31 protein-coding genes are annotated in these 24813 nt (G+C 60.9%); 13 read left to right on the top strand and 18 right to left on the bottom strand.

Annotation, left to right across the window (positions count from 1 at the left end; genetic code table 11):
• Nucleotides 1-14: 14 nt before the first annotated feature.
• From HU749_RS23035 to HU749_RS23015, 5 genes are all read right to left on the bottom strand, one after another.
• Nucleotides 15-452 carry a Spy/CpxP family protein refolding chaperone gene (locus tag HU749_RS23035; RefSeq protein WP_014339849.1) on the bottom strand — a complete coding sequence of 146 codons (438 nt, stop codon included), beginning with the start codon at nucleotides 450-452 and terminating at the stop codon, nucleotides 15-17.
• Between the two features lie 251 nt (nucleotides 453-703).
• Entirely contained in the window at nucleotides 704-1381 is a 678-nt protein-coding gene (locus tag HU749_RS23030; protein WP_079303495.1) for a response regulator transcription factor, read from the bottom strand.
• 7 nt (nucleotides 1382-1388) lie between these two features.
• Nucleotides 1389-1799: an SH3 domain-containing protein gene (locus tag HU749_RS23025; protein ID WP_079303494.1), complete on the bottom strand. Its 411-nt coding sequence runs from the start codon at nucleotides 1797-1799 to the stop codon at nucleotides 1389-1391.
• Between the two features lie 106 nt (nucleotides 1800-1905).
• Nucleotides 1906-2205: a YciI family protein gene (locus HU749_RS23020; protein ID WP_079303493.1), complete on the bottom strand. Its 300-nt coding sequence runs from the start codon at nucleotides 2203-2205 to the stop codon at nucleotides 1906-1908.
• Between the two features lies 1 nt (nucleotide 2206).
• Nucleotides 2207-2803, bottom strand: coding sequence for a septation protein A (locus tag HU749_RS23015; protein WP_079303492.1), 597 nt, complete (start codon nucleotides 2801-2803; stop codon nucleotides 2207-2209).
• An 87-nt stretch (nucleotides 2804-2890) separates the two neighbouring features.
• Between HU749_RS23015 and HU749_RS23010 the strand changes: the two genes are divergently transcribed.
• The 5 genes from HU749_RS23010 (at nucleotide 2891) to rluB (ending at nucleotide 7789) form a co-directional block, all read left to right on the top strand.
• The gene (locus HU749_RS23010; protein ID WP_046062579.1) at nucleotides 2891-3754 is read left to right on the top strand and encodes a PHP domain-containing protein; all 864 of its coding nucleotides are present in this window, start codon (nucleotides 2891-2893) and stop codon (nucleotides 3752-3754) included.
• A gap of 13 nt (nucleotides 3755-3767) precedes the next feature.
• Nucleotides 3768-4397, top strand: coding sequence for an L-threonylcarbamoyladenylate synthase (locus tag HU749_RS23005; protein ID WP_053124883.1), 630 nt, complete (start codon nucleotides 3768-3770; stop codon nucleotides 4395-4397).
• A complete protein-coding gene (locus tag HU749_RS23000; protein ID WP_046062578.1) occupies nucleotides 4398-5228 on the top strand; it encodes a segregation and condensation protein A in 831 nt (276 codons plus the stop codon).
• A gap of 11 nt (nucleotides 5229-5239) precedes the next feature.
• On the top strand, nucleotides 5240-6217 hold the full coding sequence (scpB, locus tag HU749_RS22995; RefSeq protein WP_186650435.1) for an SMC-Scp complex subunit ScpB: 978 nt from the start codon (nucleotides 5240-5242) through the stop codon (nucleotides 6215-6217).
• A 336-nt stretch (nucleotides 6218-6553) separates the two neighbouring features.
• Nucleotides 6554-7789, top strand: a complete 1236-nt coding sequence (rluB, locus tag HU749_RS22990) for a 23S rRNA pseudouridine(2605) synthase RluB (protein ID WP_046062576.1) — start codon at nucleotides 6554-6556, stop codon at nucleotides 7787-7789.
• A gap of 206 nt (nucleotides 7790-7995) precedes the next feature.
• Here rluB and HU749_RS22985 read toward each other — a convergent pair whose 3' ends face one another.
• Nucleotides 7996-8961: a M29 family metallopeptidase gene (locus tag HU749_RS22985; RefSeq protein WP_046062575.1), complete on the bottom strand. Its 966-nt coding sequence runs from the start codon at nucleotides 8959-8961 to the stop codon at nucleotides 7996-7998.
• Between the two features lie 93 nt (nucleotides 8962-9054).
• Nucleotides 9055-9192 carry a hypothetical protein gene (locus tag HU749_RS22980; protein WP_003178782.1) on the bottom strand — a complete coding sequence of 46 codons (138 nt, stop codon included), beginning with the start codon at nucleotides 9190-9192 and terminating at the stop codon, nucleotides 9055-9057.
• 14 nt (nucleotides 9193-9206) lie between these two features.
• Here HU749_RS22980 and HU749_RS22975 point away from each other — a divergent pair, with 14 nt between their 5' ends.
• The 3 genes from HU749_RS22975 to arfB all read left to right on the top strand — a co-directional run bounded on the left by HU749_RS22975 (nucleotide 9207) and on the right by arfB (nucleotide 11952).
• Entirely contained in the window at nucleotides 9207-9431 is a 225-nt protein-coding gene (locus HU749_RS22975; protein ID WP_141248746.1) for a hypothetical protein, read from the top strand.
• Nucleotides 9432-9849: 418 nt separating this feature from the next.
• Nucleotides 9850-11271 (top strand): amino acid permease, encoded by a 1422-nt coding sequence (locus tag HU749_RS22970; protein ID WP_046062573.1) that lies wholly within the window; start codon nucleotides 9850-9852, stop codon nucleotides 11269-11271.
• Between the two features lie 267 nt (nucleotides 11272-11538).
• Nucleotides 11539-11952 (top strand): alternative ribosome rescue aminoacyl-tRNA hydrolase ArfB, encoded by a 414-nt coding sequence (gene arfB / locus HU749_RS22965; RefSeq protein WP_018604539.1) that lies wholly within the window; start codon nucleotides 11539-11541, stop codon nucleotides 11950-11952.
• On the opposite strand, the gene HU749_RS22960 is transcribed toward arfB, so the two are convergent.
• The 4 genes from HU749_RS22960 to HU749_RS22945 all read right to left on the bottom strand — a co-directional run bounded on the left by HU749_RS22960 (nucleotide 11949) and on the right by HU749_RS22945 (nucleotide 14827).
• Nucleotides 11949-13148 (bottom strand): MFS transporter, encoded by a 1200-nt coding sequence (locus HU749_RS22960; protein ID WP_186650436.1) that lies wholly within the window; start codon nucleotides 13146-13148, stop codon nucleotides 11949-11951. The genes arfB and HU749_RS22960 overlap by 4 nt on opposite strands.
• Before the next feature lie 102 nt (nucleotides 13149-13250).
• The gene (locus tag HU749_RS22955; RefSeq protein WP_079305398.1) at nucleotides 13251-13481 is read right to left on the bottom strand and encodes a hypothetical protein; all 231 of its coding nucleotides are present in this window, start codon (nucleotides 13479-13481) and stop codon (nucleotides 13251-13253) included.
• A 37-nt stretch (nucleotides 13482-13518) separates the two neighbouring features.
• Nucleotides 13519-13662, bottom strand: a complete 144-nt coding sequence (locus HU749_RS22950) for a hypothetical protein (RefSeq protein WP_003204853.1) — start codon at nucleotides 13660-13662, stop codon at nucleotides 13519-13521.
• A gap of 142 nt (nucleotides 13663-13804) precedes the next feature.
• Nucleotides 13805-14827, bottom strand: a complete 1023-nt coding sequence (locus tag HU749_RS22945; RefSeq protein WP_014339833.1) for a transporter — start codon at nucleotides 14825-14827, stop codon at nucleotides 13805-13807.
• 260 nt (nucleotides 14828-15087) lie between these two features.
• On the opposite strand from HU749_RS22945, the gene HU749_RS22940 reads away from it, so the two are divergent.
• Complete coding sequence (locus tag HU749_RS22940; protein ID WP_186650437.1) at nucleotides 15088-16713, top strand: methyl-accepting chemotaxis protein; 1626 nt, start codon at nucleotides 15088-15090, stop codon at nucleotides 16711-16713.
• Nucleotides 16714-16793: 80 nt separating this feature from the next.
• Here the strand turns inward: HU749_RS22940 and HU749_RS22935 are convergent, their stop codons facing one another.
• Both HU749_RS22935 and HU749_RS22930 read right to left on the bottom strand, forming a co-directional pair.
• Complete coding sequence (locus HU749_RS22935; protein WP_079305402.1) at nucleotides 16794-17099, bottom strand: PepSY domain-containing protein; 306 nt, start codon at nucleotides 17097-17099, stop codon at nucleotides 16794-16796.
• 122 nt (nucleotides 17100-17221) lie between these two features.
• Nucleotides 17222-18349, bottom strand: coding sequence for a glycerophosphodiester phosphodiesterase (locus tag HU749_RS22930; protein ID WP_079305404.1), 1128 nt, complete (start codon nucleotides 18347-18349; stop codon nucleotides 17222-17224).
• A gap of 245 nt (nucleotides 18350-18594) precedes the next feature.
• Here HU749_RS22930 and HU749_RS22925 point away from each other — a divergent pair, with 245 nt between their 5' ends.
• Nucleotides 18595-18921: a DUF2025 family protein gene (locus tag HU749_RS22925; RefSeq protein WP_079305406.1), complete on the top strand. Its 327-nt coding sequence runs from the start codon at nucleotides 18595-18597 to the stop codon at nucleotides 18919-18921.
• A gap of 178 nt (nucleotides 18922-19099) precedes the next feature.
• On the opposite strand, the gene HU749_RS22920 is transcribed toward HU749_RS22925, so the two are convergent.
• Nucleotides 19100-19414, bottom strand: a complete 315-nt coding sequence (locus HU749_RS22920) for an antibiotic biosynthesis monooxygenase family protein (RefSeq protein WP_186650438.1) — start codon at nucleotides 19412-19414, stop codon at nucleotides 19100-19102.
• Complete coding sequence (locus HU749_RS22915; RefSeq protein WP_186650440.1) at nucleotides 19411-20121, bottom strand: CTP synthase C-terminal region-related (seleno)protein; 711 nt, start codon at nucleotides 20119-20121, stop codon at nucleotides 19411-19413. The genes HU749_RS22920 and HU749_RS22915 overlap by 4 nt, the downstream gene beginning before the upstream one ends.
• Nucleotides 20122-20135: 14 nt before the next feature.
• Here HU749_RS22915 and HU749_RS22910 point away from each other — a divergent pair, with 14 nt between their 5' ends.
• Together HU749_RS22910 and HU749_RS22905 are read left to right on the top strand one after the other, a co-directional pair.
• Nucleotides 20136-21083 (top strand): LysR family transcriptional regulator, encoded by a 948-nt coding sequence (locus HU749_RS22910; RefSeq protein ID WP_186650441.1) that lies wholly within the window; start codon nucleotides 20136-20138, stop codon nucleotides 21081-21083.
• A 93-nt stretch (nucleotides 21084-21176) separates the two neighbouring features.
• Nucleotides 21177-21710, top strand: coding sequence for a DUF1003 domain-containing protein (locus HU749_RS22905; protein ID WP_186650443.1), 534 nt, complete (start codon nucleotides 21177-21179; stop codon nucleotides 21708-21710).
• 23 nt (nucleotides 21711-21733) lie between these two features.
• On the opposite strand, the gene HU749_RS22900 is transcribed toward HU749_RS22905, so the two are convergent.
• A complete protein-coding gene (locus HU749_RS22900; RefSeq protein WP_046062565.1) occupies nucleotides 21734-22342 on the bottom strand; it encodes a TetR/AcrR family transcriptional regulator in 609 nt (202 codons plus the stop codon).
• Nucleotides 22343-22532: 190 nt separating this feature from the next.
• Here HU749_RS22900 and HU749_RS22895 point away from each other — a divergent pair, with 190 nt between their 5' ends.
• A complete protein-coding gene (locus HU749_RS22895; RefSeq protein WP_186650445.1) occupies nucleotides 22533-23591 on the top strand; it encodes an MBL fold metallo-hydrolase in 1059 nt (352 codons plus the stop codon).
• A gap of 17 nt (nucleotides 23592-23608) precedes the next feature.
• Here the strand turns inward: HU749_RS22895 and HU749_RS22890 are convergent, their stop codons facing one another.
• Both HU749_RS22890 and HU749_RS22885 read right to left on the bottom strand, forming a co-directional pair.
• Nucleotides 23609-23926: a helix-turn-helix domain-containing protein gene (locus HU749_RS22890; protein ID WP_003204826.1), complete on the bottom strand. Its 318-nt coding sequence runs from the start codon at nucleotides 23924-23926 to the stop codon at nucleotides 23609-23611.
• Nucleotides 23927-24008: 82 nt separating this feature from the next.
• Nucleotides 24009-24785, bottom strand: a complete 777-nt coding sequence (locus HU749_RS22885; RefSeq protein WP_186650448.1) for an AraC family transcriptional regulator — start codon at nucleotides 24783-24785, stop codon at nucleotides 24009-24011.
• Between the last annotated feature and the right edge of the window lie 28 nt (nucleotides 24786-24813).

The raw sequence follows: 24813 nt of genomic DNA, 5'->3' as shown, positions 1-24813 counted from the left end.
GGGGCTTCAGTGCATTATTGCGCTTTTTGCGGCTGTTGCGCTTTCCAGGCCTTGAACTCAGCCCACTCGGCGCGACGCTCGGCCTGTTTCTTCTGGATCGCGTCAAACTCTTTCTGCTGTTCAGGCTTCAACAGCCCGCGGATCTGGGCATCGATCTTCTGATGCCGGGCTTGCATTTCGTCCTGCATGGCTTTCTGGTCGGCTGGCGACAGCTTGGCCAGGTACTTGTCTACCAGCTCGCGTTGTTCGTGGCGCTGTTCGCCCATGATCCGGCGAATCTGCTGGCGCTGTTCGCGGCTCAGGTCCAGTTGACTGTACGGGCCTTTGTCGTGCATCTGGCCGCCGTGGCGTGGGCCGTCCATGGGGCCCATCGGGCCGGCGCCTTCGGGCATGGCCATGGCGACGGTCGGCAGGGCGGCAGCGAACATCAGAGCGATAAGGGTCTTGCGCATGGTGTGTCTCCTTGTCTCATTCCCGGTCAGTTCCGGATGAGTACAGATTACGGAGATCAAGGTCAGCGGCGGTCAGGGGTGGGTAAAGCTTGGGTAAAGACGGTTTGGTGCGGACCTGACAAATCTGCAGGGCCGGACACTAAACCCTGTGGGAGCAAGGCTTGCCCGTGATGAAGATAACGCGGTCTCTGAGGAATCGAGGTGCCTGCATCGCGAGCAAGCTTTGCTCCCACAGCCCAGCGGCGCAGTGTTCAGAGGCTGTAGTAATAGCCCCGGCTACGCAGCGCCACGATGCGCGGACGGCCGTCGGGGTGGGGGCCGATTTTCTTGCGCAGGTTGCTCACGTGCATATCGAGGCTGCGGTCGTACAGGGTCAGCTTGCGGCCCAGGGCGATCTGCGCCAGTTCCTGCTTGTCCAGCGGCTCGCCCGGCTGCTTGAGCAGCGCTTCGAGCAGGCGGCTTTCGGAAACGGTGAGGGCCTGTTCCTGCTCATCGATGCTGACCACGCCACGCACCGGGCTGAAAGTCAGGTCACCCAGTTCGATCTGGCTGGACACCGCCGTCGGGTGGCTGCGGCGTAGCACGGCGCGCAGGCGGGCGGTCAGTTCGCGGGGGTCGCAGGGCTTGGCCAGGTAGTCATCGGCGCCCAGTTCCAGGCCGAGGATACGGTCCAGCGGTTCTCCCCGGGCCGACAGCATCAGCACCGGCAGCTCCGGGTGATCGGTGCGCAATTGCTTGAGCAGTTCCAGGCCACTGCCGTCGGGCAGCATCACGTCCAGTACCACGGCTGCCGGGGAGGTTTCGGCCAGGGCCTTGCGGGCACTTTGGCCATCGTGACAGGCCCGGACCTGAAAACCTTCCTGGCTCAACCAGCTTACGAGGAGCTCACACAGCTCCTGGTCATCGTCTATCAGTAACAGCTCGCTCATGACTCACTCAATTTAGCCATTGCCGACGTTGTCTACGTCCACCGCTGGCAAAGATACCGCACAGCAGGGCCAATAGCGCTACCCCGGCACCAATGACAAACCATTGCTGTTGATCGGTCAACAGGCGTGGCAGCGGGCTTGCCAGGGCTTCCTTGAGTTGCAGCTTCAGTCGCTGGTTTTCCTGGCGCAGCCTGGCCAGCAGTGCGCTCTCGCGTGCACTGTCAGCGCTTTGCAATTGCTTGCTCAGTTCTTCACGCTGGCGTTCGCTGTCTTTCAAGCGTTGCTGCAGTTCGGCGATCTGGCCGCCGGCGCTCAGGGACAAGGGCGCCGAATGACTGCCCTCGGTGCTTTCCTCGCCATGGGCGGGTGCCCCGATCGCCAACGAGACCAACAACAGGCACAACGGACCTTTGCGCATTGCAACTCCTGAATTCCAATCGAGATTAGACAGGTTGTCGGCAGGCGAATGAGAAAGATGAGCAACGGGGCAATGAGCCGCGAAGGCTCATCGCGCCAAGGGGGATTTACGGCAGGACTTGCTTGAACGGCTTGACCACGACATCGGCATAGACGCCGGCCGCCACGAACGGATCGGCCTTGGCCCAGGCCTGCGCGGCGGCCAGGGAATCGAATTCGGCCACGATCAGGCTGCCGGTGAAACCCGCGGCGCCCGGGTCATTGCTGTCCACCGCCGGGTGCGGGCCGGCCAGCACGACACGACCTTCGGCCTTGAGCTGTTGCAGGCGTTCCAGGTGGGCCGGGCGTACGGCCAGGCGTTTTTCCAGGGAGTCGGCGACGTCGGTAGCAATGATTGCGTAGAGCATGTCAGTCCTCGGTTTTTGGCGTGGTGGGGTCGGCATCATGCAGATGACGGGACAGGTAGATACCCTGGCCAATCAGGAACAACAGCGTCATGCCCAGGCTGCCGAAGACCTTGAAGTCGACCCAGTAGTCCTGGAACGTGAACGCAACGAACAGGTTGGCGGCGCCGCAGAACAGGAAAAACGCGATCCAGGCGATGTTCAACCGGGTCCAGATCAGTTCCGGCAGGTTGATGGCATGGCCCATGATGCGTTTGATCAGCAGGCGGTCACCGATGAAGTGGCTGCCGATGAAAGCGAGGGCGAACAGCCAGTTGACCACCGGGGCCTTCCATTTGAGGAAGGTTTCGCTGTGGAAGGCCAGGGTCAGGCTGCCGAACACAAGGCAGGCGATCAGGGTCAGCCACTGGCTCTTCTCCAGCTTGCGCTGGGACACGAACAGCGCGCCGTAGACCACCAGGGAGCTGATGATCAGCACTGCCGTGGCGCTGTAAATACCGCCTACAGTCAAGGAATGACCGGCGAAGTCGACGGCCCGGGGATCAAGTTTGTAGACGATGAAAAACAGCAGGAGCGGGATGAAGTCGATGAATTGTTTCACAGTGGCAGCCAGAAGCAGGATGTGGCGGCATAATAACAAACATCCTTGGCCGCGATAGGGCCAGCTGATTTGAGGTAACAAACTCTCGTGAATGTTGATTTGCACTGCCATAGCACGGCCTCCGATGGCGCCCTGGCGCCTGCGGTTCTGGTGGCGCGGGCGTTCGAGCACGGCGTGCGAGTCCTGGCCCTGACCGATCACGACACCCTCGAAGGCCTCGACGAGGCCCGCAGCGCCGCCACGGCGCTGGGCATGCAGCTGGTCAATGGGGTCGAGCTGTCCTGTACCTGGGGCGGGGCGACCATCCATGTGCTGGGCTACGGCTTTGATGTGAATGCGCCGGCGTTGGTCCAGGCCATTGCACAACTGCGCGACGGGCGCTGGCTGCGTTCCGAAGAGATCAGCCGCAAGCTGGCCCTCAAGGGCATGCCCGGTGCGCTGGACGGCGCGAGGCAGATCCAGCAGGAACTGGGCGACAGTGGCAACGCACCGGCCCGGCCACACTTTGCCGACTGGATGGTGCGCGAAGGGTTCGTCAAGGACCGCGCCGAAGCGTTTCGCAAGTGGTTGGGGGCCGGTAAGCTGGGGGACGTCAAGCAGCACTGGCCGACGCTGGAAGAAACCGTCGGGACCCTGCGGGCTGCTGGCGCCTGGGTCAGCCTGGCACATCCATGGCACTATGACTTCACTCGCAGCAAGCGCCGCCGTCTGGTCGCCGACTATATTCAAGCGGGGGGCCATGCCATTGAGGTGGTCAACGGCCATCAGCCTGCCGAGCAGGTTGGCAGCCTGGCGATCCTGGCCCGTGAGTTCGGCCTGCTGGTCACCGCCGGCAGTGATTTCCATGGCCCTGGGGGCTGGTCCGAGATCGGCGAATACCGCCCGTTGCCGGAAGATCTGCCACCACTCTGGTGTAGATTCAAACATGATCCCGTTACCGCCGCCGTCTGAACAGGTAGAACACGTGAGTCAATTTTTCCAGATTCATCCGGAAAACCCGCAAGCGCGCCTGATCAAACAGGCCGTGGAGATCATTCGTGGCGGTGGCGTGGTGGTCTATCCCACCGACTCCTCCTACGCCATCGGTTGCCAGATCGGCGACAAGAATGCCGTGGAGCGGGTAAGACGCCTGCGTCAACTGGACGACAAGCACAACTTCGCGCTCATCTGCAGCGACCTGTCGCAGTTGGGCCTGTTCGCCAAGATCGACACCGGCACCTTCCGCCTGCTCAAGGCGCATTTACCGGGGCCGTACACCTTTATTCTCAATGCCACGCGGGAAGTCCCGCGGCTGTTGCTGCACCCGAAAAAACGCACCATCGGCCTGCGGGTGCCGAGCCATCCCATCGCCCTGGCGTTGCTGGCGGAACTGGGTGAGCCGCTGATGAGCGTGACGCTGATCATGCCCGGCGAGACCGAGCCGTTGACCGATCCCTATGAGATGCGCCAGATACTCGAACATCAGGTGGACCTGATCATCGACGGCGGTTTCGGCGGTATGTCGGCGTCTACGGTGATCAACCTGGCCGACGGCGAGCCCCAGGTGGTGCGCGTCGGTTGTGGCGATCCGACGCCGTTCATGGTCGAGGCCTGAATGTCCGCCGTGGAAACCGCCGTGGACAGTGCCGACAGCCAGGCCGGTGCGCAGCAGGAGTTGCCGTTCGCCATGGTCTATGGCCAGGCGGTCATGGAAATGCCTCTGGACCTGTACATTCCGCCAGATGCGCTGGAAGTGTTCCTTGAAGCCTTCGAGGGTCCACTTGACCTGCTGCTCTACCTGATCCGCAAACAGAACATCAACATCCTCGACATCCCCGTGGCGGAAATCACCCGCCAGTACATGGGCTACGTCGAGTTGATGCAGTCGGTGCGCCTGGAACTGGCGGCCGAGTACCTGGTGATGGCGGCCATGCTCGCCGAGATCAAGTCGCGGATGCTGCTGCCGCGCTCGGCAGCGATCGAAGAGGAAGAAGACGACCCGCGGGCCGAGTTGATCCGGCGCTTGCAGGAGTACGAACGCTTCAAGGTCGCGGCCGAAGGCATCGACGGCTTGAGCCGGGTCGGGCGCGATGTGGTGGTGCCCAAGCTTGACGCACCCGAAGCGCGGGCGCGCAAGTTGCTGCCGGATGTAAGCCTGGAAGAGTTGCTGATGTCCATGGCCGAAGTCCTGCGCCGGGGCGATATGTTTGAAAGTCACCAGGTCAGCCGCGAAGCGCTGTCCACCCGCGAGCGCATGAGCGATGTGCTGGAGCGGCTCAAGGGCGGCGGTTTCGTGCCGTTCGTCGAGCTGTTCACCGCCGAGGAAGGACGCCTGGGGGTGGTGGTGACGTTTATGGCGGTCCTGGAATTGGTCAAGGAATCCTTGGTCGAGCTGGTGCAGAATGAGCCGTTCGCAGCGATCCACGTGCGGGCACGAGCCGAATAACGAGCAAATCAATGAATCTGACTGAACCCCGCGAGCTGGCCCCCTTGCTTGAAGCTTTCCTGTTGGCCTCGGGAAAGCCGCAATCGATGGAGCGCCTGTTCGAACTCTTCGAAGAAGGCGAGCGACCCGAGCCGGCCGTATTCAAGAAAGCCCTGACGCTGTTGGGCAAGTCCTGCGAGGGGCGGGCCTTCGAGCTCAAGGAAGTGGCGTCCGGCTATCGCCTGCAGATCCGCGAGAAGTTTGCGCCATGGGTCGGGCGCCTGTGGGAGGAGCGGCCGCAGCGTTACTCTCGCGCCATGCTCGAAACCATGGCGTTGATTGCCTACCGCCAACCGATCACCCGCGGCGAAATCGAAGATGTGCGCGGCGTGGCGGTCAACAGTCATATCGTCAAGACGCTGCTGGAGCGCGAGTGGATCCGCGTCGTCGGCTATCGCGATGTGCCGGGCAAACCGGCGATGTTCGCCACCACCAAGGCCTTTCTCGATCACTTCAACCTGAAGAACCTGGATGACCTGCCGCCGCTGGCCGAGCTTCGGGAGCTGGAACCCGAACCGATGCTGGAGTTCGACGACGCCCCGGTGCCCCAGGGCCTGCAGGAATTGGCCGATGCCAGTGCCGAGCCAGAGGAACCGAAGGAAGAGACCAGTTTCCACTCGTTGTTGCTGGAGCTGGACACCATGGAGGAGGGCTTGAAGACCGATTTCGATGACCTGCTGCGTGAGGGGCCGGGGCCTGAGGGTGAGTCGGATGAGTTGCCGGAGCCTGACAGCGAGTCGGAACCAGAGCCAGAGCCAGAGCCAGAGCCCGAGCCAGAGCCCGAGCCGGAAGAAGACATCCTCGGCGTTGCCGAAGCCCGGGAAAAACTGCTGGCCGCCGTCGCCGCCCTTGAACCACGCGAACCCGAGCCGGAACTGAGCGACGAAGAAGCCGAAGCCCGGGCCTTGGCTGAAGCGATTGAAAACGAACGGCGCCAGTTCGACGACTGATCCGACTTGTGTCGCCGGTATTGCTGACACACCACAACTCCTGTGTGGGAGCGGGCTTGCTCGCGAAGGCGGTGGGTCAGCTAGCATTGATTAACCTGACACGCCCTCTTCGCGAGCAAGCCCGCTCCCACATGGATGATGCGATGTATCATGAGCGCCAACCGGGAGCCACCGGTCGGCGGAAAAAGCGCCGGGCGTTCGTCGATCAGCTAGTCTCTGATGCGCAATCGCCTCAACGAGCGTATGATTCGCGACCCTTTGGCGATCCCTTCGTCGAAGACCCGTTTTCAAAGCGTCAGGCCAAGCCTGACCCGACCACACCGGGAGGTGCCCAGAATGAAAGACCAAGACCAGAACGACAGCCAGGAAATCGGCCCAGCAGGCGAGAAGCTGCAAAAAGTCCTCGCCCGTATCGGCGTCGGCTCGCGCCGCGACGTGGAAGCCTGGATCACCCAGGGCCGGATCAAGGTCAACGGCAAAGATGCCACCTTGGGCCTGCGTGTCGACATGCACGACGCCATCACCATCGATGGCAAGGTGATCAAGCGCGAAGAGGCCGCCGAAACGGTGCGCCGCGTGATCATGTACAACAAGCCCGACGGCGAAATCTGCACCCGTGACGACCCGGAAGGCCGTCCGACCGTGTTCGACAAGATGCCGCGTCCGAAAGAAGGCCGCTGGATCAACATCGGTCGCCTGGACATCAACACCACCGGTTTGCTGATGTTCACCACCGACGGTGAACTGGCCAACCGTTTGATGCACCCGTCCTACGAGATGGACCGCGAATACGCCGTGCGTGTGCGTGGCGAAGTCGACGACGAGATGATCGAGCGCCTCAAGGCCGGCGTTGTGCTGGAAGACGGCCCGGCGCGTTTCACCGATATCAAGCAGGCGCCCGGCGGCGAAGGCTTCAACCACTGGTACCACTGCGTGGTGATGGAAGGCCGCAACCGTGAAGTGCGGCGTCTGTGGGAATCCCAGGGATTGGTGGTCAGCCGCCTCAAGCGCGTGCGTTTCGGTCCGGTGTTCCTCAATTCCGACCTGCCGATGGGCCGCTGGCGCGAAATGAGCCAGTACGAAGTCGACATCCTGGCCGCCGAAGTGGGCCTCAAGCCGGTAGCAATGCCGCAGATGACCGCCAAGAGCAAGGACAAGCTGGAGCGGATGCAGCGTAAATCCTCGCGCCCGATGGGCAAGACCGAGCGTGTGCGTACGCTGCGTCCGGCTGCCGAAGGCGCGCCGACCGGTCCGCGTCCTTCGCGCGAGCCGCAGATCGAAGGTGAACGCCCGGCCCGCAAGCCTGCACCACGTCAGGACGGCGAGCGTGGTCCACGCACGCCGCGTCCGGCCAATGGTCGCACTGAGCGCGGCGAAGGTCGCGGTGCTCCGGCTGGTCGCGGTACGCCAGTCGCCGATCGCCCGGCCGACACCAAGCGCCCGGCCAAGCCCGCGCCGAAAAAACGCCCGGGTATCATCCTGGCCGACCGCGATGCGCCATCGGGTAAACGCCGTGGTGCACCGGCAGGTTCGGGACAGCGTCCGGGGTTTGGGCGTCGTAAGCCGGAGTGATCGGCGAGCGTCCATGAAAAAAAAGCCAACTTTCGAGTTGGCTTTTTTTTTGAGCAGGCTTTAGTGATGGGGCGCAGGTGAGTCCGCCTTCGCGAGCAAGCCCGCTCCCACATTTGATCTTCAGTGGACATAGCATTTGTGATCACCGGCGATCCAGTGTGGGAGCGAGCCTGCTCGCGAAGAGGCCAGTAGCCTCGCAGCCACCTCTAAAGCACAAACCGCCCATCAAACATCGGCTCGTTATCCAGCGCCAACATCCCCTTCTCGAAAATCAGATCCAGGTGATGGCTGCCCTTGGCCCCGCCGCCGAGCCCCAGGTGCAGGCCGCAATGCCGTTCTTCGAAACCGGCATTGCGGGCGTACAGGTTCTTGACCCCTTCGTTGGTGCCGATCCCCAGTTCCTCGATGCGACGGTTGGACGGGTTGGCGTCCAGGTATTTGTTGAAGTCGTGCTCCAGGCCCGGTACGTCGGTGGCGATTTTCTGGATGGTGGAGTCTTCGATCCACAGCTCCAGCGGCGATTGCAGCACGCCGTATTTGCGCGCGAACGGGATGGTGCTCAGGAAGGTGCCGACGAAATTCACTCGGCCATTGATGGTGTCGCTGTGGGTGGCGATTTCGCCGGGGGCCAGGTCGTAGTTGCCGAGGCCGTTGATGTCGGTCCATTTTTTCACGCTGCCCAGGGCGGTGTCGAAATACGAACCGTGGTCATCCTGGAAACTCAAGGTCGTCGCCTGGGACATGCGCCGGATCAGATGACTGTTGAGCCCGGCGATACGCTGGGGAATCACGCTGAAGGTGTCGTAGAAGTAGTCGCCGTAGTCCTTGAACAGCAGTGATTTCTTCCAGTTGTCGGCCATCACGCCTTGCAGCGCGCGGACAAAGTCCGGGCCGTCGGGGCGAGGGTTGGGCAGGGTGGAAGAGTCGTAGAAGAAAATATACAGATCACTGTCGGCAATGGCCTTGGACAGGCGTTCCGTGGGTTCAAGGTCCAGGCGCATGGCACTGAACCGGAAGGGCGAGCCGCTGCCAGCCTGCTCGGCAATGGCGCCGGTCAGCGCTTCGTAGTCAGCGGTATGGCCGAGCAACACCTTGGCGGGCTGGATGCCGACCAGGGCGGGATGGTGTTCGAGGTAGTAAAGGAAATGTGAGATGGCTCGTTGTGTGTCCATGCTTATTCTTCCCTGACAAGTTCATTTAACGTCCCTGACAGCCGGCAACTAGTGGCGGAGTCGACCGGCCGGATCGCCTCCGCCGGGCGGTGCCTACAGAGGCCACATCGCCGTGCCGAACGGAACGACGGCGTCGGCCTGCATCATTTCAACGGCGGCTTCATGGGTTGGGGCTTCAAACCATTCGTCCAGTTGCAGTTCGGTTTCCAAGTCTTTGTCCAGTGCTTGCATAGTGAATCTCCTAGATGACTTTTACGGAAATTTGCGGCTCGATTCGGCGAATGGAACAGGCCGGCAACGGCACCGCAGAACTTGTCGGCACGATGCCTTGGCAAGTCGCTGAAAACCTAGTCGAGGGATTTTTGGATTGCAAAAAAATAATTTTATTTTTTTTGTTTGAACTTTTTGTTCCATTTTTTACGACGACATTAGTCATTCAAAAACAGCCGCCTGGGTGCTTTTTTAAATAGGTAGCTACCTACCGTCAATTTGCAGTCAGCCTACGGAAATTTCCTCTCTGGAAAGTTTGCGTTACGCACCGTAAAGGAAAGCTGACGATTTTTGCCTTGTGAACGGGCCTCTGTCGGCGTTTAGGAGGGCTGTAAGAAAAAGCTGCCGAGGGCACCGGTTTGACGAGTTTTCTGATACTTCGCAGCGCTTGTTTCAGGCCAACGGGAAGGGTCAGATGCGCGCCATACCTGAAGTGCGGGGTGAGACGCTGATCCGGTGGTGTCTGGCAGCAGGAGGGCCGCAGTGTACAATGCGCGGCGTTTTACTGTGACCCTTCGCGTACCCACGCATTTTCAAGGTTATCCGCCTTGTTCACTCCGCCACGCCACAAACGTGTCGGGTTCGATTTCGTCACAGATAAAAACAAATAGGTGACGCATGACCGTTGTAGAAAATACGCATTCGGGCGAGCTGAAACGCGGCCTGAAAAATCGCCACATTCAACTGATCGCTCTTGGTGGCGCGATCGGCACCGGCCTGTTCCTCGGCTCGGCGGGGGTGCTGAAATCAGCCGGCCCGTCGATGATCCTGGGCTACGCCATCTGCGGCTTCATCGCCTTCATGATCATGCGCCAGTTGGGCGAAATGATCGTCGAAGAGCCGGTGGCCGGTTCCTTCAGCCACTTTGCCCATAAGTACTGGGGCGGTTTCGCCGGCTTCCTGTCGGGTTGGAACTGCTGGATTCTCTACATCCTGGTGGGCATGTCCGAGCTGACTGCAGTCGGCAAGTACATCCATTACTGGGCCCCGGACATTCCGACCTGGGTGTCGGCGGCAGCGTTTTTCATCCTGATCAACGTCATCAACCTGGCCAACGTCAAAGTCTTCGGCGAGGCCGAGTTCTGGTTCGCGATCATCAAGGTCGTGGCGATTGTCGGCATGATTGCCCTGGGTAGCTATTTGCTGGTCAGCGGCCATGGCGGGCCGCAGGCCTCGGTGACCAACCTGTGGTCCCACGGCGGTTTTTTCCCCAACGGCGTCAGCGGGCTGGTGATGGCCATGGCGATCATCATGTTCTCCTTCGGTGGCCTGGAAATGCTCGGTTTCACCGCAGCCGAGGCCGACAAACCGAAAACCGTGATCCCCAAGGCCATCAACCAGGTGATCTACCGGATCCTGATTTTCTACATCGGTGCGCTCGTGGTGCTGTTGTCCCTGACCCCTTGGGACAGTCTGCTGACCACACTCAACGCTTCCGGCGACGCCTACAGCGGCAGCCCGTTCGTGCAGGTGTTCTCGATGCTGGGTAGCAACACCGCAGCGCATATCCTCAACTTCGTGGTGCTGACCGCCGCGCTGTCGGTGTACAACAGCGGCACCTATTGCAACAGCCGCATGTTGCTGGGCATGGCCGAGCAGGGCGATGCGCCCAAGGCCTTGTCCAAGATCGACAAGCGCGGCGTGCCGGTGCGTTCGATCCTCGCGTCGGCGGCGGTCACGCTGGTGGCGGTGCTGTTGAACTACCTGGTCCCGCAGCATGCGTTGGAGTTGCTGATGTCGCTGGTGGTCGCGACCCTGGTGATCAACTGGGCGATGATCAGCTACTCGCACTTCAAGTTCCGCCAGCACATGAACCAGACCCGCCAGACGCCGCTGTTCAAGGCGCTGTGGTACCCGTACGGCAACTACATCTGCCTGGCGTTCGTGGTGTTCATCCTGGGCGTGATGCTGCTGATCCCCGGCATCCAGGTATCGGTCTATGCGATTCCGGTATGGGTGGTGTTCATGTGGGTGTGCTACGTGATCAAGAACAAGCGTAGTGCCCGGCATGAAGTGGCTGTGGCGGCTGCTGCCAAGTAGGTAATCCTGAGATATGACAAACCCGGCCAAGTGCCGGGTTTGTCGTTTCAGGCAAGACACAAATCCTGTGGAAGCAAGAACTCTGGGAACAAGGTCTGTGGGAGCAAGGCTTGCCCGCGATGCAGTCACCTCGGTGCAGCTGATGGACCGAGGCGATGCCATCGCGGGCAAGCCTTGCTCCACAGACCAATTCCACAGGTCAGGCTCTCGCAATCTTCATTCCGGCTGTTTCGGGTATCCTGTGGGTCCTGATACCGGACACTTTCCATGCTGGTCATTTCCAACACCGTGCACATCCCGGACGCCGAGATCGAGCTGACGGCCATCCGCGCCCAGGGGGCAGGGGGGCAGAACGTCAACAAGGTCTCCAGCGCCGTGCATTTGCGCTTCGACATTCCGGCCTCGTCGCTGCCCGAGTTCTACAAGGAGCGGCTGCTGGCCCTGCGCGACAGTCGCATTACCAGCGACGGTGTATTGATCATCAAGGCCCAGCAATACCGCACGCAGGAACAGAACCGCGCCGATGCCCTGGAGCGCCTGACCGAACTGATCCTCAGCGCCACCAAGGTCGAAAAGAAGCGCCGTCCGACCAAGCCGACCCTGGGTTCGAAAAAGCGTCGCCTGGAATCCAAGACCAAGCGCGGCTCGATCAAGGCCGGGCGCGGCAAGGTGGACTTCTAGCTTTTCTCCCGTTCCTGGCGATGCCTTGGCGCCTGTCGGTACAGGTAGACGCTCAATGCCAAGCCGCCCAGGGCCGCCAGTGCGGCGAACAGAAAGATCGAGGCAAAGCCGAAGCCGGCGGCAATTGCACCGGCCAGCGGTCCGGTGATCCCCAGCGACAAATCAATGAACAGTGAATAAGCGCCCACCGCCGCCCCGCGGCTGGAGGCCGGCACCAGGTTGACCGCTTCCACGCCCAGCGCCGGAAACACCAGGGAAAAGCCGAAACCGCTCAACGCCGCGCCCGCCAGGGCCCAGTGGGCATCCGGTGCGAGCCACAACAGCAACAGGCCGAGGGTTTCCACCGACAGGCAGGCAATCGCCACGCGAAAGCCGCCCAGACGGTTGATCAGGTTGCCGAACAGCAGGCGCGCGCCGATGAAGCTGGCGCCGAACAGGCTCAGGCACAGCACGGCGTTGTCCCAGTGCTGGGTGGCGTAGTACAGGGTGATGAAGGTCGCGATGGTGCCAAACCCGATGGAACCCAGGGCCAGGCCGCAGCCGTGTGGCAGCACACGTCCCAGCACGTGCATGAACGGCAGGCGTTCGCCAGTGACGATGGGCGCGGCGGTTTTGCGCCAGGCCAATGCCAATCCCAGCAAACCGAGCAAGATAATGCTCACGCCCATGCTCCACAGTCCCAGCGCATTGACCAGCCACACCCCCAGCGGTGCACCGATCGCCAGCGCGCCGTAACTGGCGATACCGTTCCAGGAGATCACCTTGGCGGTATTCGCCGCACCGACCCGGCCGATGCCCCAGCCAATCGAACCGGAGCCCACCAGGCTTTCCGCGCTGCCGAGCACCAGGCGACCGATCAGCAGGCTGATCAGGCTGAACGTGGGCAGGTGGGGCGTCCAGGCAGACACCAGCATGAACACACCGCTCAGCCCGCAGCCGGCGAGGCCGAACGTCACCGCGCGCTTGCTCCCCAGGTTATCGATGATTCGCCCGGCGTAAGGACGACTGAGCAGGGTGGCCAGGTATTGCACGCTGATCACCAACCCGGCGATTACCGCGCCGAAGCCCAGTTCGCCGTGGACGAACCCGGGCAGCACGGCAAGCGGAATGCCGATATTCAGGTAGCCGATGAATGTGAACAGGACGATGGAAACGACTTGCAGCGTGACCGCCAGGGGGCGCTGGGAATCTGACATGGGGAAGAGGTCCACGGAGCAGCTGGATAGATAGGCTGCTTATGATAACGGCGACCGTGGGCTCAGGGCGGGGAAAAGTAAAACTATTTGCCGAGTGGTGGCTCAGCTGTTGCTTTCACCACTGACCAGGCGTGTGGTGACCAGTGCGGCGATGGCGTTTTCTTCGCTGCCAAAGCGCGCCAGCAGGGCCGCTTGTTTCTCGGCAGGAAGACGGGTCCAGATATCGACCATTTTTTCGGCAGTGCCGATCAGCACGCTGGCTTGGGCTTCGCTGAATGGAGGGGTGTCATCGGTCATGGAGGGCTCGGGATTCAGGCAGTGTGGAAAGCGCATCTTAGCGCTTTCCACACGGTCTGGTGGTGCGGGTCAATCAGTCTTCGCTGTCGGCCTGGCGGCGTTCAGTGGCTTCTTTGGGCTCGGGTTGCTGGGCGTCTGCTTGCCCCCCGGCTTGTAGCGTGGTCGTCTGCTCAGTGTCGTGCAGGCTTGGGAAGGGGAGATTAGGGATCTCGTGCATATCGCGCTCCTCGCAAAGTCTGTGGATAGATCTGGTAGATCCGCGCTTTTACAAAGCCTGGGCAGGATACAGCAGGAGAAATGACAAAAAGACTTTTAAATCCCGTCGGGCCGACAAAAGGGATTGTCTAGACACGTCATGTTCAATAGTCACCTCGCTTGCGAAATGCCCAGCGGCCGGCAATCAGCGTGAAGGTTGCGACCAGCGCCACCAGGATCCAGAAGCCTTCGGGATCGCTGGCAAGCGGCACGCCACCGACGTTCATGCCAAAGAAACCGGCAATGATGTTGATGGGCAACGCCAATACCGTGACCACCGTCAGGGTGAACAGGGTGCGGTTGCTTTGTTCGTTGAGGTTGGCGGCGATTTCTTCCTGGAGCAGCTTGATCCGTTCACTCAACGCGGTGAGGTCGTTGATGATCAGGGCGAATTCCTCGGTGGATTTGCGCAGCTCCTTGACGTCTTCTTTCTGCAACCATTGCGGCGGGCGGTTGAGCAGACGTAGCAATGAGCCCGGCTCCAGGGCCAGCAAGCGCTGCAAGCGCACCAGCACCCGGCGGTTGCTGCCCAGCTCGGCGCGGTTGGTGGACAGGCGCGAGGACAGCAACTGATCTTCGACCTGGTCGACGCTCAGGCTGGTCTTGCGCACGATCTGGGTCAGCACTTCGCCCTGGTCGCGCAGCAAGTGCACGAGTAGTTCCACTGGCGAGCGAAAGCACTCGCCGGCCTTCACCGACGAGCGCAGCTTGTCGACCGAGTGCAGGGGTTGCAGCCGCGCGCTGACGATCAATCGACTGTGAACGCAAACCCACAGTGTGGAGACATCCGAGGACACCATGTTGCTGAGGTTGAACACGACATCGTTCACCACGGCCAGTAACGCCGAGTCGACATGCTCGATGCGGGTCGAGCGCGAGCCTTCGTGCAAGGCTTCGAAAAACTCCTGGGGCAGGGCCAGGTGACCTTTCATCCAGCGCTCGCACGCAGCGTGGGCCAGGTTCAAGTGCAGCCAGAGGAATTCATCCGAGTCTTGCGGGTGTTGCAGGCTCCGTAAGGCCTGGGCCGAATCGATCTCCTGCCCGCGTTCGCCGGGGCGGAAACGAAACCCGTAAAGCAGGCCGAACAGGTCCGGATCGCGGTGGCTTTGATCGATGCTGTGGTTCATGAAGTCTCGCTGGCGGGAAGTGCCTGTGGCGGCTACAGGTTCACTTGAACGCCATCTTCGCAAGCTTTCTTGATGGTTTTGTGACCGCTCTATTCGCGCCGTCAATCCGGGCGCTACCGGCAGTCGCCAAGGTTCAAGAATGCCCCTGGCAGGCCGATGGTATGTGCATATCCCCCCCGTATTGGGGTTGCGACGCGGTGTGTTGCGGACATGGAGGTCGGGACGTCGTTCCTGTTCTCCTTGCTTAGAGATTGCTCCCCATGATTCTACAAAAATCCCTTCGAGCCCAGATTCTCGCCCTGTTGAGCGGCAGCCTGCTGGCGATGTTGCTGATCGCCCTGGCGTCCTTTCATTTCCTTTCCAATGGTGTCCAGAACTATCGCAACCTGATCGATGGACCGTTGCGTGCCTCGCAATTGATCGACGAGGCCAACCTGCAGTTCAAGGTGCAGGTGCAGGAATGGAAAAACGTCCTGCTGCGCGGCAAGCAGCCGGCGGACCTGGAGAAATACTGGAAACAGTTCGAGGAACGTCAGCGTGATGTCCAAGGCATCCTTGGCCAATTGAGCGGGCGTGAAGGTGTGCCGGCGCCGATCAAGACGCGTATCGAGGCCCTGCGCGATGAACATCGTCAGTTGGGCGTCGCCTACCAAAAGGGCCGTGACGCATTTGTCGCCTCCGGTGGCGATGCGGCGGCGGGCGATGCGGCGGTCAAGGGCGTGGACCGTGCGGCCAGTGAGCAAATGAGCGCGCTGGTGGTGGAGCTGCGCAAGCTGGGCACCGAGCAATCGACGCTGATCAGTGCCGGTGCCGATCGCACGATTATGCTGGGCACCGTGATCATGCTGGTGTCGGGCGTGCTGATCGGGTTGTTCAGCCTGTGGCTGGTCAATCGCAACCTGGTTCAGCCGATCCGTAACCTGATCGACTACGTGACCCGACTCAGTCAGGGGCGTTTCGCCGAGCGTGTGACGAGCAGCCGTCAGGACGAGCTGGGCAATCTGGCAGTCGCGGCCAACACATTACGTGATTTCCTTGCCGAAACCTTTACTCGCCTGCAACGCAGTGCCACGGAACTGGACAGTGCCAGCGGTGAACTCAACGCCATCGCCAGCCTGATGAGCCAGGGCACCAGCGAGCAATTCGAACGCACCGATCAGGTGGCGACGGCGATGAACGAAATGTCCGCCACGGCCCAGGAAGTGGCCCGTCATGCCGCCGACGCGGCGCAGGCGGCCGATGACGCCGATCAATCGGCGCAACAGGGCGGGAAGGTCATGCAGGGGACCATCCACACCATCACCCGGATGCGCGGCGAGATCGCCAACACGGCCACGGTCATCCGTCAGTTGGAAACCGACAGCGGGCGTATCGGCAAGGTGTTGGAGGTGATTCGCGGGATCGCCGAACAGACCAACCTGCTGGCCCTCAATGCTGCCATCGAAGCCGCGCGGGCTGGTGAGGCGGGGCGCGGTTTCGCGGTGGTCGCCGATGAGGTCCGCAGCCTGGCCCAACGCACGGCTTCGTCGATCATCGAGATCAACCAGATTATCCAGACTGTACAAACGGGTGCGGTGGACGCGGCGCACGCCATTGAGAGCGGGCAGTCGCGCAGTGAAGAGAGTGTGGAGCAAGTGACCCAGGCCGGTGTGATGCTCGAACGCATCACCCAGGCTGTCGAAGCGATTCGCGACATGAACCGCCAGATCGCCACTGCAGCCGAAGAGCAGACTTCCGTGGCCGAAGACATTTCCCGCAACCTGACGGAAATCACCTGCATTGCCAGCACTAACCTGGACAATGTGCAGCGCACCGAAGCGGCCAGTCGGGATTTGCACGGCTTGTCGGGACAGTTGAATGAAGTGACGGCGCGGTTGAGTGCCTGACGGTCGTTCGCGACAGGTATTGATAAACGCAAAAGAGCCGCGCAACCCTAAGGTTGCGCGGCTCTTTTTTTGCTGATGGATCAAGTGTCTTGCTTGTTGCTCAAGACTTTGCCGGTCGTGGCATCGAAATCAACATCAAACTCTTTGCCGTCGGCGGTTTTCAATTCGACTTCATATTCATAACCGTTGAAGTGGTTATCCAGGTCGGTGTCGGTGATGGTGGCGCCCGGGTGCAACTTCAGGGCTTCTTCGTTCATCGATTCAAGGGACTTGATCTTGCCTTCCTTGACCAGCTGAGGAATCTGATCGACGCGAACATCCGCCTGGGCCAGGCCAGCAGTCAGGGTCAGGGCAGTAGCGGTAAACAGGGCAGTCAACGTTTTCATGAGTTCTTTCCTTGGTGTTGTTAAGGGTGAGTCGTTTAAGTGGGCTCAGATTAACTGTGGCAACTTAATTCACCCTTAATTCGAAAAAACCTGAAGCAAGTTGCCTGGCAACCGTCTGCGACTCAGTAGCCGTTCTTTTCCAATAGTTGCACCACGCTGCCTGTCTCGGAACGCTGGAAGTACTTGAGCAACTCACTGGCACGGTTGGTGAAGATGCCATCGACGCCGGCCTCCATCACTTTCTTGAAGTCCACCGCTTCATCCACGGTGTAGACATGCACCAGCAGACCCTGGTCATGGGTGTACTGGTTCATCCATGGCTGCACCAGGTCCGAATAACTCTGGCTGCCGCCACGGGTCAACGCCGCCGAAGGACCGGTGCCGATGGCGCCGTGGGCCTTGGCATACTGGACCCACTGCTCGAATTCGGCCTTGTCCTTGGGTTCCTGCTTGGCGTAATAGGCGGCCTTGTCCGTTTCGCCGGACTCGGCAAACGTCACCTTGGACTTGGGCTCGATGTTGCCTTCGCCCACCCACAACAGCAGGATCTTTGGCACCTTCGGCATCTCTTTGTGCAGCAGTTCGAGGCTGCTCTTTTCAAAGGTCTGCAAGACCACTTTGCCCTTGCCCTGGCCGACACCGGTGGCACGCTTGGCCAGTTTCGACCCGGCGGGGCTCAGCCAACCGCGGTCCTGCAGTTTGTCCTTCAGGTCGCGTTCGATACCGGGGAACAGCTTCGGCTCCTTGGTTTCGATGTACAGCCCGGGTTTTTGCTGCGGGTTGGCCTCGGCAATATTGATCACTTCATCGAGGGTCAGGATTTTCAGGCCCACGAACGAAGGGCGCGCGCGGTCCGGGTAGGCGGTGTTGAACCAACTGCCGGCATCGAGGGTTTTGAGTTCCGCCATGGTGAATTCGTTGGCGGTGCTGTCCTTGCGCTCGGGGAATTTGACCGCGACATCCGTGGTGCGCAGCAGGCTGTCATCATGCAGGATGAACAACACGCCGTCCTTGCTGCGTTGCAGGTCCAGTTCCAGGTAGTCGGCGCCCAGGTCGCGGGCCAGCTTGTAGGCGGCAGCGGTGGATTCCGGCGCGTCGAACGAGGCGCCTCGATGGGCGATGACCGCTGGGTGCGGAATGCCCTGGAGGGCTGCCAGGGCCTTGGGGCTCGGGGCCTCGGAGGCTTGGGCCTGGCCGAAGCCGAGCAACAGGCTCAGCACCAATGCGCTGCGGGTGAAGGTGACAGGCATGCTCGAAATCCTTTCGTAGGTGTGTGCAAAAACCTATCTTTTAACAATTGAACGCTGTCGGCGCTATCGCCATACCGACATAAACTTGTGCAAAGCAGATTTTTCCCACGCATTTCCAGGCCGCTTTGCAGTACCCTTGGCCGCACCAGTTTCCCCGGCAGAGGGAAACCTGAAACCATCGTTCACTTGCCTTGTGTGTAAACCATCGATCAGACGTCCCGAGGGACGTATCCATGAGGTTTACCATGCGCACCACTTCGACATTCATCTGCCAGGCCGCCGACCAGCTCAAAGGTTTTGTCGGCCTGAACCGCAAGACTGGCCAATACATCGTACGGTTCAGCGAAGACGCTTTCGGCATGGACGTGGCCGACGACGGCATCATCCCCACCTGCGAATTTGTCTGGGCCCCTGTGGCAGACGGCACCATGGCCTTGAGTCGCGAGCGCATCCAGTTGCTGCTGGACCAGAACATCGACGATCGGATCAACCTGTCCGAACCTTTGCGGGTGTACATGGCCCGCAGCGACCTGCCGGAAATCGTCGCGGTGCGGCAGTTGGTGGAAGGCTGAGCCGCAATCTTGAATTGAATAGATATCCTGTGGGAGCGAGCTGAACAATGAATCGGTGACACCTGGACAAAATGTGGGAGCGAGCTTGCTCGCGATAGCGGTGGCTCAGCCAACATTATCGTGACTGACATACCGCCATCGCGAGCAAGCTCGCTCCCACAGGGATTTTTTCCTGGCATCAGATTGGGCGTTGGAAGGCATAGTCGCGTTCGACCTTGCACACCCTCGTATGGCAATGGGTATACCAGGTGGAGCGGCCGCGTTCACGGATCGCGCTGTGTTCGGGATGCTGCTTCCAGGCCAGGATCGCAGCTTCATCGCTCCAATAGGACACGGTAATCCCCAGGCCATCGTCGCCACGCGCCGATTCGACACCGAGAAACCCCGGCTGCTCTTGAACCAAGGCCAGCATCCGCTCGGCGGCTTCGGCGTAGCCTTGGTCCCCCTCGGTACGCAGGGAGGTGAAAATCACGGCGTAGTAATGGGCACTCATGGCGTTGTCCTGGCGCAGGCTTCGACAAACGCACTGACCAGCGGCGGCACGCGCCCTTCCAATGCGGCACGTTCAGGCTGGAACAGCGTGGCGACAAAGAACGGATGGTCCTGCAGCTCCACTGCGCGCAGGCCGCCGGCCGAGTCCCGGGCCACGGCGTGCAGGCGCTGATTGAGCAAGTCCTTTTCAAAATCCGGGTTGACCCCGAAGCGGCAATGGTAGCCCTCGAATACCCTCTGGCGACCATAAGACTTGGCAATCAACGAGTCCGCATCGAGCTGCAGGCTGTCGATGGTTTCGATCAATGCACAGCTCAGCGGCGTCAGCAGCGCCCGTTCAGCCTCGGGATCGGTTTCGCCATGGGCGGCGTCGGCCCAACCCATCACGTTGCGGGCGTATTCCAGCACGGCATGTTGAAAACCACCGCAGGTGCCCAGGAAAGGGCGACGCTGTTCGCGGGCAAACCGAATCGCCTGCAGGGCGCCGTTTTCGTTTCGGTAGGGGCTGCCCGGCACGCACCAGATACCGTCGAAATCCTCCAGCACTGCGTTGTCGGCGATGAGCGGCGTTGCCAGCCATTGGACGCGAATGTCATGGCCGGTTTGCCCGCCGGCCAGCTCCAGTGCGATGGGGATCGCGCGGTGAGCGGTGATGTGTGGGTCGTGGTCGCCGACCAGGGCGATGTGTAAAGGACGCTGTTTTTCCATGAGAGACTCGCCGCTTGTTGATTCCTGGTCGCCACTATAGATTGGCGCTCACGCAATCAATATTGGCGTTTATCCAAGTGATCAATGCAACAGCGCACTATCGTCTGGACTATCCCGACCTGTCCCTGATCCTCGCACTGGTCCGTGGCGGCACACTGGCCCGGGCCGCACGGCTGCTGCAGGTGGACGTGTCCACGGTGTTTCGTTCGGTACGTCGGCTGGAGGCGGCCCTGGGCCTACCCTTGTTCGAAAAAAGCCGTTCCGGGTACTTGCCCACGAGCCTGGCCCAGGCGCTGGCCGAACAAGCCGAGCGCGCCGAACAGGCCTTGGAGGCGGCGCGGGTGGGGGTGGAGCAGGGCGGCGAGGTCATCAGCGGGACGGTACGCCTGACGTGCAGCGACTCGGTCCTGCAAGCGTTGCTGCTGCCTGCGCTGGCGCGCTTCATGCCCGCTTATCCGGCGTTGACCCTTGAGCTGAGCACCTCGAACGACTTCGCCAACCTGAGCCGCCGCGATGCCGACATTGCGTTGCGCCTGACCCGTACGCCGCCGGAACACCTGGTCGGTCGAAAGCTGGGCAACGTGGCTTACCGGGTATGTGCCAGCGCCACCTACCTGCGCTCGGCGAATACGGATGACCTGGCTTCCATGATCTGGATCGCGCCGGACGATTTCCTCCCGGATCACCCCACCGTAGCCTGGCGCCGCCAGCATCTCCCCGGCGTGGTGCCCGCCTATCGCTGCAACAGCATGCTCTCGGTCACCGAACTGGTGCGAGCCGGCTTGGGTGTGGCGGCGCTGCCGGACTTTCTGATCGATGAACACCAAGGCCTGATGCCCCTTGGCAAACCGCTGGAGGGGTATGACACAGCCCTGTGGCTCCTGACCCGCCCCGACTGCCGGGCCTTGCGCTCGGTGGTGAGCTTGTTCGATGAGCTGGGACGCAATCTGCGCTGGCGCTGACTTTTAACGGGCAAGGTGTGCATGGCTCAATGGATGACGTTCCCCCAACGGTTATAGTGCCTTGAGCACCAGCCCTTGGCAGAGAACATCACGATGACGAAGTCTTCCCAACCCACTCCCGCCGCACCCGTTGACCACTTGCGCTTTCATCGCCCTCACGCGCATCTGGCGCCGACCTTTGGCAATGACCGCTTTGCGCTGAGAGCGGAGGCGTTCGCGCGTTTTTTCGGGACGCCGATGTTCCTCGGTGCGCAAACCCTGATCGTGCTGCTATGGATTAGTCTGAACCTGGTGGGGGTCTTTCATTTCGATGCCTACCCGTTCATTTTGCTGAATCTGGCGTTCAGCCTGCAGTCGGCCTATGCCGCGCCGCTGATTTTGCTGGCGCAAACCCGCCAGGCCGCTCGGGACAAAGCCCAGGCGGAAGCCGACGCCCAGCATCGCGAAGCCTTGGCCGTCGCCAACAGCGAGCGCCAGGCCCAGGCCGCGCAGAATACGGCGCAGTTGCTCGAATTGTTGGAGCAGAACACCCGCCTGACGGAAATGACCAAGGCATTGACCGAGCGTATCGACAACTTGACCACTGAAATGCACCAGAAGGTCGTGCACAACCCATCGATGCAATAACCCTTCATTACAGGACTTCTTGATCAGGCCTGGTAACGGCTCAGGAACATGTCGAGGGCCGACTCGATCACCCGGGTCTGCTCATCCTGGGTCAGGCTGGGTTGCCCCATCGAAATCTGCGGCCAGAAGGCAAACGTCTTGAGCAGCCCATGCATTTGCTGGGCGGCAAGTGCCGGCTCCACGGGTTTCAACCGGCCATCGGCCTGGGCTTGGCGAATCCAGGCCGTCAGGCCTTCCTCACGCTGGCCCATGCGCGACACCATGTCCTGGGCCCGCTCGGGGGAATGAATGGTGGCGGCGATGGCGATGCGCGCCAGGTCGAGGAAATTCTCATCCGCCAGCAGCTGCAGTTTGGCTTGCAGCAATGTTTGAAGCTGCTCCCGTAGCGGCTTTTGCGGGCTGTAGGGCATGTCCTGTTCTGCGGTAATGCTGTTCCATAACCGATTCAGAATTTCGGCAAACAACGCTTCCTTGCTCGGGAAATGGTTATACACCGTGCGTTTCGATACGCCGGCGGTCGCCGCGATCTTGTCCATGCTGGTGATCTCGAAACCGCTGCTACGGAATTCAGCAATCGCGGCCTGGAGGATGGCTTCGCGTTTTCGTTCGGTAAGGCGCTGCGGTACGGTCATGGGCAATTCGTCGGTTGAAGTGAGAGAACTTACACTAAGCAGTTTACTTGCTCCGGGGATTCATGCAATCTAGAAACTACACCGAGTGGTGTAGTTTTTGAGTCGAGCGGCTGAACGTGCATGCAACGGCCATCCAGCGTCCCACAACGACGAAGCGCAATGGCGACGACGTCCTTGGAGTTATCGCACCATGACCATTCCCTCTCTTTCGAGCGACAATCCGTCCAGCCATGACGCATCTCGGCATGAACAGGGCAAGTTTCGCAATCATGCCTTCACCCCTCGGGAAGGCTTTGGCACCACCCTGCGCATCATCTGGAACATGATCTTCCACAAGCCGCGCACCACCCGGCCTGCGGGCGCCATCGAGGTTCAGGCGCTGACGCGCGCCGCGCTGCTGGCGGCGCCGAACAACAGTGTATTCCGCCTCGGCCATTCCACCGTATTGCTCAAGCTGCGGGATAAATTCTGGCTGACGGACCCGGTGTTCGCCGAGCGCGCCTCACCCGTGCAATGGGCCGGCCCGAAGCGTTTTCATCAGCCGCCCATCAGCCTGGAAGAATTGCCGCCGATCGAAGCGGTGATCCTTTCCCACGATCATTACGACCACCTCGATCATCAGGCCATCCTCAAGCTGGCGGCCAAGACTCGCCACTTCCTGGCGCCCCTTGGCGTGGGCGACACCCTGATCAAATGGGGCGTCGACGCCAGCAAGGTGCGTCAACTGGATTGGTGGCAAAGTACCGAGGTGGACGGTATCGAGTTCGTTGCCACGCCCTCCCAGCACTTTTCCGGGCGCGGCCTGTTCGACAGCAACAGCACTTTGTGGGCCTCGTGGGTGATGATCGACGGCGCCACGCGAATTTTCTTCAGCGGCGACACCGGCTACTTCGAGGGTTTCAAACGCATCGGCGAGCGATATGGTCCCTTTGACCTGACGCTGATGGAAACCGGTGCCTATAACGTCGATTGGCCTCACGTCCACATGCAGCCGGAGCAGACCCTGCAGGCTCATATCGATCTCAAGGGCCGTTGGCTGCTGCCGATCCACAACGGCACGTTCGACCTGGCGATGCATGCCTGGTATGAACCCTTCGATCGCATCCTGGCCCTGGCCTGGGAGCGCAATGTTTACATCGCCACGCCGCAAATGGGCGAAGCATTCACCCTGACGCAGCCGCAACGTGGCCGCGCCTGGTGGCTGGACGTGGAGCCCTCGGCGTACCAGGACCAGGCCGGTATCGCATAGCACTCACAGGCTTGGCGTTATTCAATCATGGCGTAATCGGAGCGCCCCATCGGGTCCGGCGTCGCACCCTTGATGTTCATGCCGCGCCCCGGTGCGAAGCCGGGGAAGAACACCAGGCCCTCGGCCTCCAGGCGAAAGGCCAGGGCCAGGCGAGTGACATCGAGCAACTCGCCGCCAGCCTCGAAGCGGCGGATGGCCTGGACCGAGACGCCGGATTGGCGGGACAGCTCCTCGACACTCCAACCCAGCATGGCTCGCGCCTGTGCACTGTGGGCAGGGGTGAATTGATAGACAGCGATGCGTTCCAGGGTGGTTTTGATTGCGAGAGAGGCCATGGGGGGCTCCAAAGCTGTGGGATTAAAAAATACTGTGTTTTTGTACAGTTGTTTTGAATCCCGATCAATCTCATTTTTTTGATCAATGACCGGCGGTCTTCTCCAACCACGCGCTCGGGGCGTGACCCAGTACGCGACGAAACATCGTGGAGAATGCCGCAGGGCTGTCGTAGCCCAGGTCCAGGGCGATACGGGTTACCGAATCTCCTACGACCAACCGGGACAATGCCGACATCACACACGCCTGTTGCCGCCATTGGCTGAAACTCAACCCGGTTTGCCGACTGAACAGGCGATTGAATGAGCGCAAGCTGACAGGTAACTGCGCCGCCCACTGTACGGGCGAGGCGTGGGCGTGCGGGTATTTCAGGAACGCCTGGCACAAGCCCAGCAGGCGCGGGTCTTGGGGCAGTGGAAGGTGCAGTGGCAGATGGGCGCTGCGCAACAGTTCGTGCAGCAACAGACTGATCAGCGCACCGTCCCGTCCAGCCTCGTCGTAATCAGGCGCAAGCTCCACTGCTTCCAACAGCAGCTGGCGCATCAGGGGCGACACATTGATGACCTGGCAGCGGGCGTCCATGGCCGTTACGGTGGCCGGTTCGATATACAAACTTCGAGTGCTGACGCCCAGCATCAGCACCTCATGGGCAACCCCGGGCGGGATCCACACTGCCCGTTGCGGCGGCACCACCCAATTGCCATCCGCGGTGCTGACCTGCATCACGCCAGTGGCGCCATACAGTAACTGCGCCCGGCGATGGTGGTGCAACGGCAGTAAATGTCCGTGGGGGTAATCGGTGCCAATGGCGACGACGTCCCTGGGCGTCGAATCCAATAAATCGATCGAAATGTTGCGCATCCCTGGGCCACTCGTGATTGGCGTAAAC

This window comes from Pseudomonas ogarae (assembly GCF_014268695.2).
GTDB classification, from domain to species: Bacteria; Pseudomonadota; Gammaproteobacteria; order Pseudomonadales; family Pseudomonadaceae; genus Aquipseudomonas; species Aquipseudomonas kilonensis.
This window is presented reverse-complemented; position numbering and strand designations above follow the sequence as displayed.

Bases quoted from the DNA above. Each gene is read 5' to 3' on its own strand.
- HU749_RS23035 (WP_014339849.1), bottom strand. From the start codon at position 452: ATGCGCAAGACCCTTATCGCTCTGATGTTCGCTGCCGCCCTGCCGACC.
- HU749_RS23030 (WP_079303495.1), bottom strand. From the start codon at position 1,381: ATGAGCGAGCTGTTACTGATAGACGATGACCAGGAGCTGTGTGAGCTC.
- HU749_RS23025 (WP_079303494.1), bottom strand. From the start codon at position 1,799: ATGCGCAAAGGTCCGTTGTGCCTGTTGTTGGTCTCGTTGGCGATCGGG.
- HU749_RS23020 (WP_079303493.1), bottom strand. From the start codon at position 2,205: ATGCTCTACGCAATCATTGCTACCGACGTCGCCGACTCCCTGGAAAAA.
- HU749_RS23000 (WP_046062578.1), top strand. From the start codon at position 4,398: ATGTCCGCCGTGGAAACCGCCGTGGACAGTGCCGACAGCCAGGCCGGT.
- scpB (WP_186650435.1), top strand. From the start codon at position 5,240: ATGAATCTGACTGAACCCCGCGAGCTGGCCCCCTTGCTTGAAGCTTTC.
- rluB (WP_046062576.1), top strand. From the start codon at position 6,554: ATGAAAGACCAAGACCAGAACGACAGCCAGGAAATCGGCCCAGCAGGC.
- HU749_RS22985 (WP_046062575.1), bottom strand. From the start codon at position 8,961: ATGGACACACAACGAGCCATCTCACATTTCCTTTACTACCTCGAACAC.
- HU749_RS22980 (WP_003178782.1), bottom strand. From the start codon at position 9,192: ATGCAAGCACTGGACAAAGACTTGGAAACCGAACTGCAACTGGACGAA.
- HU749_RS22975 (WP_141248746.1), top strand. From the start codon at position 9,207: ATGACTTTTACGGAAATTTGCGGCTCGATTCGGCGAATGGAACAGGCC.
- HU749_RS22970 (WP_046062573.1), top strand. From the start codon at position 9,850: ATGACCGTTGTAGAAAATACGCATTCGGGCGAGCTGAAACGCGGCCTG.
- arfB (WP_018604539.1), top strand. From the start codon at position 11,539: ATGCTGGTCATTTCCAACACCGTGCACATCCCGGACGCCGAGATCGAG.
- HU749_RS22960 (WP_186650436.1), bottom strand. From the start codon at position 13,148: ATGTCAGATTCCCAGCGCCCCCTGGCGGTCACGCTGCAAGTCGTTTCC.
- HU749_RS22955 (WP_079305398.1), bottom strand. From the start codon at position 13,481: ATGCGCTTTCCACACTGCCTGAATCCCGAGCCCTCCATGACCGATGAC.
- HU749_RS22950 (WP_003204853.1), bottom strand. From the start codon at position 13,662: ATGCACGAGATCCCTAATCTCCCCTTCCCAAGCCTGCACGACACTGAG.
- HU749_RS22945 (WP_014339833.1), bottom strand. From the start codon at position 14,827: ATGAACCACAGCATCGATCAAAGCCACCGCGATCCGGACCTGTTCGGC.
- HU749_RS22940 (WP_186650437.1), top strand. From the start codon at position 15,088: ATGATTCTACAAAAATCCCTTCGAGCCCAGATTCTCGCCCTGTTGAGC.
- HU749_RS22935 (WP_079305402.1), bottom strand. From the start codon at position 17,099: ATGAAAACGTTGACTGCCCTGTTTACCGCTACTGCCCTGACCCTGACT.
- HU749_RS22930 (WP_079305404.1), bottom strand. From the start codon at position 18,349: ATGCCTGTCACCTTCACCCGCAGCGCATTGGTGCTGAGCCTGTTGCTC.
- HU749_RS22925 (WP_079305406.1), top strand. From the start codon at position 18,595: ATGCGCACCACTTCGACATTCATCTGCCAGGCCGCCGACCAGCTCAAA.
- HU749_RS22920 (WP_186650438.1), bottom strand. From the start codon at position 19,414: ATGAGTGCCCATTACTACGCCGTGATTTTCACCTCCCTGCGTACCGAG.
- HU749_RS22915 (WP_186650440.1), bottom strand. From the start codon at position 20,121: ATGGAAAAACAGCGTCCTTTACACATCGCCCTGGTCGGCGACCACGAC.
- HU749_RS22905 (WP_186650443.1), top strand. From the start codon at position 21,177: ATGACGAAGTCTTCCCAACCCACTCCCGCCGCACCCGTTGACCACTTG.
- HU749_RS22900 (WP_046062565.1), bottom strand. From the start codon at position 22,342: ATGACCGTACCGCAGCGCCTTACCGAACGAAAACGCGAAGCCATCCTC.
- HU749_RS22895 (WP_186650445.1), top strand. From the start codon at position 22,533: ATGACCATTCCCTCTCTTTCGAGCGACAATCCGTCCAGCCATGACGCA.
- HU749_RS22890 (WP_003204826.1), bottom strand. From the start codon at position 23,926: ATGGCCTCTCTCGCAATCAAAACCACCCTGGAACGCATCGCTGTCTAT.
- HU749_RS22885 (WP_186650448.1), bottom strand. From the start codon at position 24,785: ATGCGCAACATTTCGATCGATTTATTGGATTCGACGCCCAGGGACGTC.